This is a genomic window from Kitasatospora sp. NPDC088548, from assembly GCF_044753005.1.
Classification (GTDB): domain Bacteria; phylum Actinomycetota; class Actinomycetes; order Streptomycetales; family Streptomycetaceae; genus Kitasatospora.
The window spans coordinates 281,842-289,301 of record NZ_JBIVMI010000002.1; the positions used below are offsets into that span (position 1 = coordinate 281,842).

7 protein-coding genes are annotated in these 7,460 nt (G+C 74.5%); 2 read left to right on the plus strand and 5 right to left on the minus strand.

Going from position 1 to position 7,460, the window contains the following annotated elements:
- Positions 1-11: 11 nt before the first annotated feature.
- The 4 genes from ACIP82_RS04310 to ACIP82_RS04325 form a co-directional block, all read right to left on the minus strand.
- Entirely contained in the window at positions 12-1,475 is a 1,464-nt protein-coding gene (locus ACIP82_RS04310; protein ID WP_363605135.1) for a GMC family oxidoreductase, read from the minus strand.
- Positions 1,472-1,927, minus strand: coding sequence for a hypothetical protein (locus tag ACIP82_RS04315; protein ID WP_400650691.1), 456 nt, complete (start codon positions 1,925-1,927; stop codon positions 1,472-1,474). The genes ACIP82_RS04310 and ACIP82_RS04315 overlap by 4 nt, the downstream gene beginning before the upstream one ends.
- 131 nt (positions 1,928-2,058) lie before the next feature.
- On the minus strand, positions 2,059-3,477 hold the full coding sequence (locus tag ACIP82_RS04320; protein WP_363605137.1) for an aminotransferase class III-fold pyridoxal phosphate-dependent enzyme: 1,419 nt from the start codon (positions 3,475-3,477) through the stop codon (positions 2,059-2,061).
- Complete coding sequence (locus ACIP82_RS04325) at positions 3,474-4,976, minus strand: NAD(P)/FAD-dependent oxidoreductase (protein WP_400650695.1); 1,503 nt, start codon at positions 4,974-4,976, stop codon at positions 3,474-3,476. Before ACIP82_RS04325 ends, ACIP82_RS04320 begins: the two co-directional genes overlap by 4 nt.
- A 491-nt stretch (positions 4,977-5,467) precedes the next feature.
- Here ACIP82_RS04325 and ACIP82_RS04330 point away from each other — a divergent pair, with 491 nt between their 5' ends.
- Positions 5,468-6,385, plus strand: a complete 918-nt coding sequence (locus tag ACIP82_RS04330; RefSeq protein ID WP_400650698.1) for an LLM class flavin-dependent oxidoreductase — start codon at positions 5,468-5,470, stop codon at positions 6,383-6,385.
- 71 nt (positions 6,386-6,456) lie between these two features.
- Here the strand turns inward: ACIP82_RS04330 and ACIP82_RS04335 are convergent, their stop codons facing one another.
- Positions 6,457-6,726, minus strand: coding sequence for a hypothetical protein (locus tag ACIP82_RS04335; RefSeq protein ID WP_363605141.1), 270 nt, complete (start codon positions 6,724-6,726; stop codon positions 6,457-6,459).
- A 490-nt stretch (positions 6,727-7,216) separates the two neighbouring features.
- Between ACIP82_RS04335 and ACIP82_RS04340 the strand changes: the two genes are divergently transcribed.
- Entirely contained in the window at positions 7,217-7,441 is a 225-nt protein-coding gene (locus ACIP82_RS04340) for a DUF5988 family protein (protein ID WP_363605143.1), read from the plus strand.
- Positions 7,442-7,460 lie beyond the last annotated feature (19 nt).

Consider the following 7,460-nt stretch of genomic DNA (forward strand, 5'->3'; position numbering starts at 1 on the left):
CCAGGCCGCCGTCACCCCGCGGCGGGGCCCTCCAGATAGCGGGCGGCGATCAGGTGGGCGAAGCCCATGACGGTCTCCTGCGGGCTGACACCGGTCGCGCCGGGCAGCACGCTCGCGTCACAGAGCCGCAGGTTGGTGAAGCCGTACGGCCGGCCGCCGGCGTCGCACACCCCGCCCGTGGCGGGCGGCCCCATCGGGCAGGACGCCATGGCGTGCACGGAGAGCAGGTCCCAGGTCTCGGGCCGGCTCCGGCGGGCGAAGTCGGCCGCCGGCCCGGCGCCGGTGAGGGTGACGGGCGCGGGTGGCAGGAGCTCGACCGCGCCGGCCGCCAGCAGGAGTTCGGCCGTCCGGCGGAACGCGAACCGCAGCAGACCGACGTCCTCGTCGGCCAGCCGGTGGCGCAGGACGGCGCCGAGGCCGGGGACGGCGGTCAGCCGGGCCGCGGCCCGCACGCGCACCTGGGTGGTGTAGACCGCGACCCGGTCGAGCTGGGCCAGCATCCGGTCCACGGTTCCCGTCGGGTGGGCGGCCAGCGCCGCCGCGAGCGAGCCCGGGGTGAGGTTCCCGGGCATCACCAGGACTCCCCGGTCGGCGAACTCCTGCAGCTGCGCGGTGAAGATGGTGCCCTCGACGGCCAGGACCGGCTCGCGGAACCGGGCCACCGTCCGGAGGTTGACGTGGAAGGCGATGCTCCGGCCCGGGCCCCGGCCACCGATACCGCTGCGGCGCAGCAGCAGCGCGCTGCCGACCGGGCCGGCGGCCAGGAACACCGTCCGGGGGAGGAAGCGCAGGCGCCGGCCGTCCCGCACGGCGTGCACGGCGGTCACCCGGGCGCCGTCGTGTTCGAGCCGGACGACCCTGGTGTCCGGCTGGACGACCGCCGCGAGCCGTTCCGCGGCGGGGAGGTAGCTGACCAGCATGCTCTGTTTGGCTCCGGTGGGACAGCCGGTGACACACCGGTTGGCGTGCGCGCAGCCGCGCACCACCCGGCGGGCCGGGGCCCAGTGCCAGCCGAGCCGGTCGGCGGCCCGGGCCAGCAGCAGCGAGTCGCGGTTGCCCGCGCCGGGCGGCTGGTCGGTCACGCCCAGCCGCCGTTCCATGTCGGCGAGTTGGGGCGCGAGGTGGTGCGCCCGGTAGCCGTCGACCCCGGCCGCCGCCCAGCGGTCGAGCAGGCGGTCGGGGGGCCGCCAGAAGAGCCCCCCGTTGACCACGGTGGTGCCGCCGACGCAACGGCCCTCCCCGAACGGGATGGTGGGCCTGCCGTGGATGGGCACGAGTCCGCCCTGGCGGTAGAGCAGGCGCAGGTTCTCCGCCGGGGACGCCCGCGCGATCCGCTCCGGTGCGACGCGCGGGCCCTCCTCCAGCACCAGGACCTCCCGGCCGGCCCCGGCCAGCTCCAGCGCGGCGGCGCTGCCTCCGGCGCCCGAGCCGATCACCAGCGCGTCGCAGTGGGTGGCGGGCACGGCGGCCGTCATCGGGGGCCTCCGGCCGGGCCCGCCGCACCGGTGGAGGCCGTACCGGCGGTCGGCGACCCGGCGGCGCCCGGTCCGACCGGGCCGCCGACCAGGCCGCCGTCAAGAGCGCCGTCCAGGGCTCCGTGCAGGGCCAGCACGCTGCTCACCCTGAGCAGTTCGGCGCAGCCCGGCACCGCGGCGAGCCGGTCGGCGGCGCGCCGCAGCCGGGCCCGGTCCCGGCTGCGGCCCGGGATCGCCGGCAGGGCGGCGAGGGCGACGGCCGCCGGGAACACCCGCAGCAGGGCGGCGAACACCGTCCGGTACGGCCCGGGGAGCGCGGCCAACGTCGCGGCGGTGTGCCTCACCGCCGCGGCCTGCCGGGACGGTTCGGCCAGGACGGCGTAGCGGGCCGCCCAGATCGGCGGGAGGCCGCCGCCCCGCACCCGCCGCTCCCAGCGGCGGTCACCGTCCACGGAAGGCCGCGGTGGGCGACGAACCACCGGACGGTTCACCGGGCGACCCATCAGACGGCTCACGAGACCCGTCACGAAGCCGGCCCCGAAGGCGGCCGCGAAGGCGGTCACCAGCCGCCTCACCAGGCCGTTCACGAGGCGACCTTCTCCCGGACCAGGCCGGCCAGCAGCCGGGGCATCCCCTTCGCCAGGACGGCGTCCAGCCCGTCGAGGAAACGGTCGATCTCGGCGTCCCCGGCGATCAGCGGGGGCGCGGCGATCAGTGGCAGGTCCCGGCTGGAGCCGTAGTAGGTGAGCACGCCGTGGTCGCGGTAGAGCGCGGCGACCACGGCGGCGGTCGCCAGCTTGGCCTGGGCCTGCGGATCGCGGGCGAACGCGGACGGCAGCAGCCGCAGCAGGTGGTCGAGGGAGCTCGGGCCGGGCCGCAGCACCACACCGTGCAGGGCGCCGCTCCCCCGGACCTCGGCGACGGCCCGGGGGTGTGCGCGGGCGAGGGCGGTGAGGCCCCCGCGCAGCCGCTCGCCGATGCGGCGGGCCCGGCCCGGGTAGTCGTCCTCGACGGCGATCGCCACGGCCTCCAGCGCGGTCGCGGTCTCCTCCCCGAAACCGTAGTAGGTGGTGCTGTGCAGGGTGGCGTCGGGCAGTGCGTCGTAGGCCCGGCGGAACACCGGTTCCCGGGCCACATAGCCGGAGATGGAGGCCTTGCCGCCGCCGAAGGACTTGGAGGTGGTCACCACGTCGGGGACGAGGCCGCGGTGGCGCATGAAGTGGAACAGCGAGCCGGTCCGGCCCCAGGCGGTGTAGACCTCGTCGAAGATCAGGACGATGTCGTGCTCGGTGCAGAGCCGCCGCGCCTCGCGCAGGAACTCCTCGGAGCACTCGCGCAGGCTGGAGGCGCTGAACGGCTCCAGGACGAGCGCGTAGACGTCGCTCGTCCCCTCGGGGGTGGTGTGCCGCTCCAGGGCCAGCCGCAACGAGGCCAGGTCGTCGTAGGCGAAGCGGTCCGTGCCGGGGATCCGGGGGAAGGCGAAGTGCACCTCGGGCGAGGCGGTCAGGCTGCCGGCCCCGAGCAGTTTGCCGTGGAAGGCGATGTCGCTGTGCAGAACGGTGCCGCGGTGCCCCCGGTGGTACTTGTACGCCATCTTGAGGGCGCCCTCGACGGCCTCCGCGCCCGAGTTCGGGAAGTAGCTGATGTCCAGGTCCCCGGGCAGCAGTTGGGCCAGGTTGTGGCCGAGCGCGGCCACATAGGGCGAGAGGTAGTTCTTGTGCACCTCCATGCGCCGCCGTTCCTGGAAGCGGCGGCGGGCGGCCAGGATCCTGGGGTGGTTGTGGCCGTGGTTCAGCACGCCGATGCCGCCGGTGAAGTCCAGGACGCGCCGGCCGTCGCTCAGGGTGATCCAGCAGCCCGAGGCGCTGTCCACGGTGTCGCGGCCGAAGCCGAACGCCCCGAGCAGCGTCACCTGCCCGCGGCTGACATGGCGCCGGTAGAGCTCGTGCACCCGCGTGATGGGCATCCGCTCGCACTCCTCGGCACTGATCAGTGCGCTCATTCGGTTCCCTCCTGCGGTACGGGTCGCGGGCCCGCGGTGCCCGTGAGATCGGTCAACTGCGCTTCGGTGGCTGGGTGGTGGGCGGCGGGCCGGGCGGTGCGGATCCGGTCGGCGATCAGCCGGCCGGCGTGCCGGCCCTGCCGCACCGCGTAGTTGGTGCCCCGGTCCTGCGGGAAGACCTGGGCCATGCCGGCCAGGTAGAGCCCGGGCAGCTCGGTCTCCATCGCGGGGACGCGCTCGGAGTAGTGCGGGGTGATGACCGGCTGGGCGTGATCGGCGCGCCAGACGTGGTGGCGCCGTACCCACCCCTCGTGGAAGTCCGGGAACATCCGGGTCAGATGCGGCAGGCTGGCGCGGAACACGGCCTCGTCGTCCATCCGGTACAGCTCCGCGCCGGTCGGCAGGTAGGCGGAGAGGTAGACCAGGTGGCGCCCGGCGTAGGCGTCGGAGGCCTCCAGGTTGGTGTGCTCGATGACGCCGACGTAGGGGAACGAGGGGTCGGTGACATTGAGCCAGTAAGTGTCCGACAGCGCCCGGTCGTTCTCCAGCACCAGACAGAGATTGGCCAGGTACGGGATCGCGGACAGCTGCCGGCGGACGGCGGGCACCGAAGGGTGGGCCGCCGCCCGGCCCGGGGTGGCGCCCGGGGCGAGGAGTCCGGCCAGCAGGTCCGGCGCCGTGGTGGCCAGCACCCGCCGGGCGGGCAGGACTTCGCTCTCGGTGCGGACTCCGCGGACGCCGGACTCGTCGGTCAGCACCTCCCGCACCGGTGTGCCGGTGGAGATCCGGACACCGAGGCCGGTGAGGCGCGCGACCCAGGCGTCCAGCAGGGCGGCGCAGCCGCCGCGCAGGTAGTAGAGGACCTCCCGGCCGGAACGCGACCGGCTGCCGCCGCGAAGATGGAGCTTGGTCCACATCCAGGTGGCGCCGACCTCCGGCGCGTACTGGCCGAACTTGCCCTCCAGCAACGGTTTCCAGACCGTCTCGTAGACGCGCGGACCGCTCAGCGCCAGCAGCCACTCGCGGGCCGTGAGCGCCTCCAGCTCCCGCCAGTGCCGCACCCGCCCGGCCCGTACCGCCGACCAGCCCAGCCGGACCCGGTCGGGCAGCGGCAGCGGGGCGAAGCGCAGCACGTCCCAGGGGCTGGACAGCCGGTACACGGTGTTGGCGTAGTACACCCCGGTCCGGGTCCGGTGCTGCTCCAGCAGTTCGGCGCAGCCGAGTTCGGCACAGAGCCGCCGGATCTCCAGATCGGAGGAGAACCAGTGGTGGTAGAAGCGTTCCAGTCTGGCCCCCTCGACCTCGAACGACCCGGCCAGGCCGCCGACGAAGGGCTCGCTCTCCAGCACCCGGCAGGCCACGCCGGCCAGGGCGAGTTCGTGCGCGGCGGCCAGGCCGGTGAACCCGCCGCCGATCACCAGGACTTCACCGCCGGGCGGGCCGAGGCCGGGCGGGCCGTTCGGGTGAAGCCGGGACGGGGCCGAGCCGCTGTCGGACATCGCCACTCCTCGGGACCTCGGGGGTTCGGCCGGCGCCCGGGACGGTGGTCGCGCACCCGGCGGGTTCGACGGCCCGCGGCGGGGCCGGAGGCGCTCCGAGGCGCCAGCCACCGGTTCGCGCCGTACGCCCGCCAGGGGGCGCCGGCCGCTCGCGTCCGGACGTGCGCCGCGTCGTGGGAGGCGGCGCCTGAGCGAGGGCACCGGAGCCGGTTACGGCGGAGGCACCCCGCCATCCGACCGTAGCGGCGGGTCCGGCCATCGGCACGTCGGACCGACCGCTTCGAACGCCGCGTCACCGTGCGCGACGAGGCGCGCGGCCCCTGTTGCCCCGCCGTCGGGCGCCGGACATCATGAGGGCGTGGACCACCCCGGGTGAGCGGGGCCGTGCGGCCCCGGAACACCGCCGGGTCACCCCCTCCGGCGGGGGCAGGGCGGCACACCTGTCGAAGCGCCCACCGAAGCGCCCGCCGACGCCAGGAAGGCGGCACCCGATGGACGCCACCCCTCAGCCGCCCCTGCGGTACGCGGTCGGACTCCCCAACCGGCGCGAGTACGCGGACCCCCGGCTGCTGCGCGAACTGGCGGTACTGGCCGAACAGTCCGGCTGGGACGGGTTCTTCCTCTGGGACGGGCAGGTCGCGGAACACCCCGGCGAGCACGTGACCGACGCCTGGACCACCCTGGCCGCGGTCGCCGCCGACACGGCGCGGCTGCGCCTCGGCGTCATGGTCAGCGTGCTCGCCCTGAAGCGCCCGGCCGAGGTCGCGCGCGCGACGGTGGCCCTCGATCTGCTCAGCGGCGGCCGCCTGGTCTTCGGTGCCGGTCTCGGCTCCTCCGCGCGGGAGTTCGAGGCACTGGGCGAGGACCCGGATCCGCGGGTGCGCGCCGACCGGCTCGACGAGGCCCTCCAGGTCCTGGACGGACTGTGGACCGGCCGGCCCTTCACGTTCCAGGGCCGCTGGTTCACCGTCGCGGACCAGGCGTTCCAGCCGGTCAGCCCGCAGCGCCCGCGGATCCCGGTGTGGATCGCCGGGACCTGGCCCGCACGGCGCCCGATGCGCCGGGCCGCTCGCTGGGACGGCGTCTTCCCGACCCGGGCCGGGGTCGGCCACACCGAGATGATGCCTCCGGCGGACCTGGAGGCCGTCGTCGGGTACGTCCGCGCCCACCGGAACGGCGACCGGCCGGACGGTGACCCGACGGACAGCGACCGGCCGGACGGTGACCGGCGGCCGTTCGAGGTCGTCATGGAGGGGCAGACCGCCGGGCTGGAGCCGGCGGCCGACGCCGCCGTCGTCGCCCCGTACCGGGCGGCCGGGCTGACCTGGTGGGTGGAGAAGCTCGGCTGGTTCCGCGGCCCGGCCGACCTCGTCCGCGCCCGCGTCCGCTCGGGACCGCCGAGGGCCTGAGGCCTGAGGCGCCCTGACGACGCACGACCGCCCCGGACCGTCGGCCCGGGGCGGTCGTGGAACGGGACCGGTCAGCCGCCGATGCCGGTCTCGGTGAAGTTGCCCGCCACGCCCGTCGGACCGATCACCAGGGTGCCCTCGAAGAACGTGGCACCGTTCGGGCCGAAGTCGACATCGGTGAAGTGGATGGCGCTGCCGTTCGGGCCGACGGCGAACGCCCCCTGGGTGAAGTTGGCGTTCGGGACGTGGACGGACTCGGTCGCGGAGGCGACCGTCGCCCCGCCGATGACGAGCGGGAGCGCGAGCGCGGAGACGGCGAGTACGCGGTGAGCAGTACGCATGAGGGAAGCGCCCTTCCAAGGCTGTGGAGTTCGTGGTTCAGCAGGCCACCGCGGCATGGCGGCCCGTCACCATCTACACACGCGCCCACACGGAGCGCTACCGGGGTGCGCCATCCGTGGATCCGCGGGGTGCCGCGCCCGCGCGGCACCCCGCGGATTCCCGTGCGAGCGGCGATATCCAGGCCCCGGACGATGCGGCCGAACCGGTCCGCGCGGTCGTTTACTTTTCCACCAACCGCCTCGTCCGGAAATTGTTGCATGCCCGATTCGGGCATGGTCTACTGAATCCAACTGGATATTCCCTCGATGCACTCCAGGCACACCCTAATGACTTTCGCATGCGGACCGGACGGCTCTCACCGTGCGTGTTCGCAGACGGAGGAGGCCCCCATCGGATGTCCTCCGAAAAACCCGGAAATCATCACCCTGCGTAGCAGTGCACCGGCGCTCCTCACCGGAGGATGGCTACGGTATGTCAACGCGAATTTTTGTGACCGATTCAGCAGGAGCCGAGCGGTCGGTCGTTCTGGAAGGCCGGCCCGACAGCCTGCCCACCGACCCTTCGGACGTCGACCCGGCCACGGGCGGGGCCCAGGTGGTCGTCACCCGCTGCGGGCAGCACCACCATTTCGAGCGCAGCGGCGGAACCGAGTACGTGGACGGTCAGCTGCTGCCGGTGTTCCGCTGGAGCTACAGCACGGCGATCGCCGAGTAGCGCGCACCGCACCACGCCT

Bases quoted from the DNA above. Each gene is read 5' to 3' on its own strand.
- ACIP82_RS04310 (WP_363605135.1), bottom strand. From the start codon at position 1,475: ATGACGGCCGCCGTGCCCGCCACCCACTGCGACGCGCTGGTGATCGGC.
- ACIP82_RS04320 (WP_363605137.1), bottom strand. From the start codon at position 3,477: ATGAGCGCACTGATCAGTGCCGAGGAGTGCGAGCGGATGCCCATCACG.
- ACIP82_RS04325 (WP_400650695.1), bottom strand. From the start codon at position 4,976: ATGTCCGACAGCGGCTCGGCCCCGTCCCGGCTTCACCCGAACGGCCCG.
- ACIP82_RS04330 (WP_400650698.1), top strand. From the start codon at position 5,468: ATGGACGCCACCCCTCAGCCGCCCCTGCGGTACGCGGTCGGACTCCCC.
- ACIP82_RS04335 (WP_363605141.1), bottom strand. From the start codon at position 6,726: ATGCGTACTGCTCACCGCGTACTCGCCGTCTCCGCGCTCGCGCTCCCG.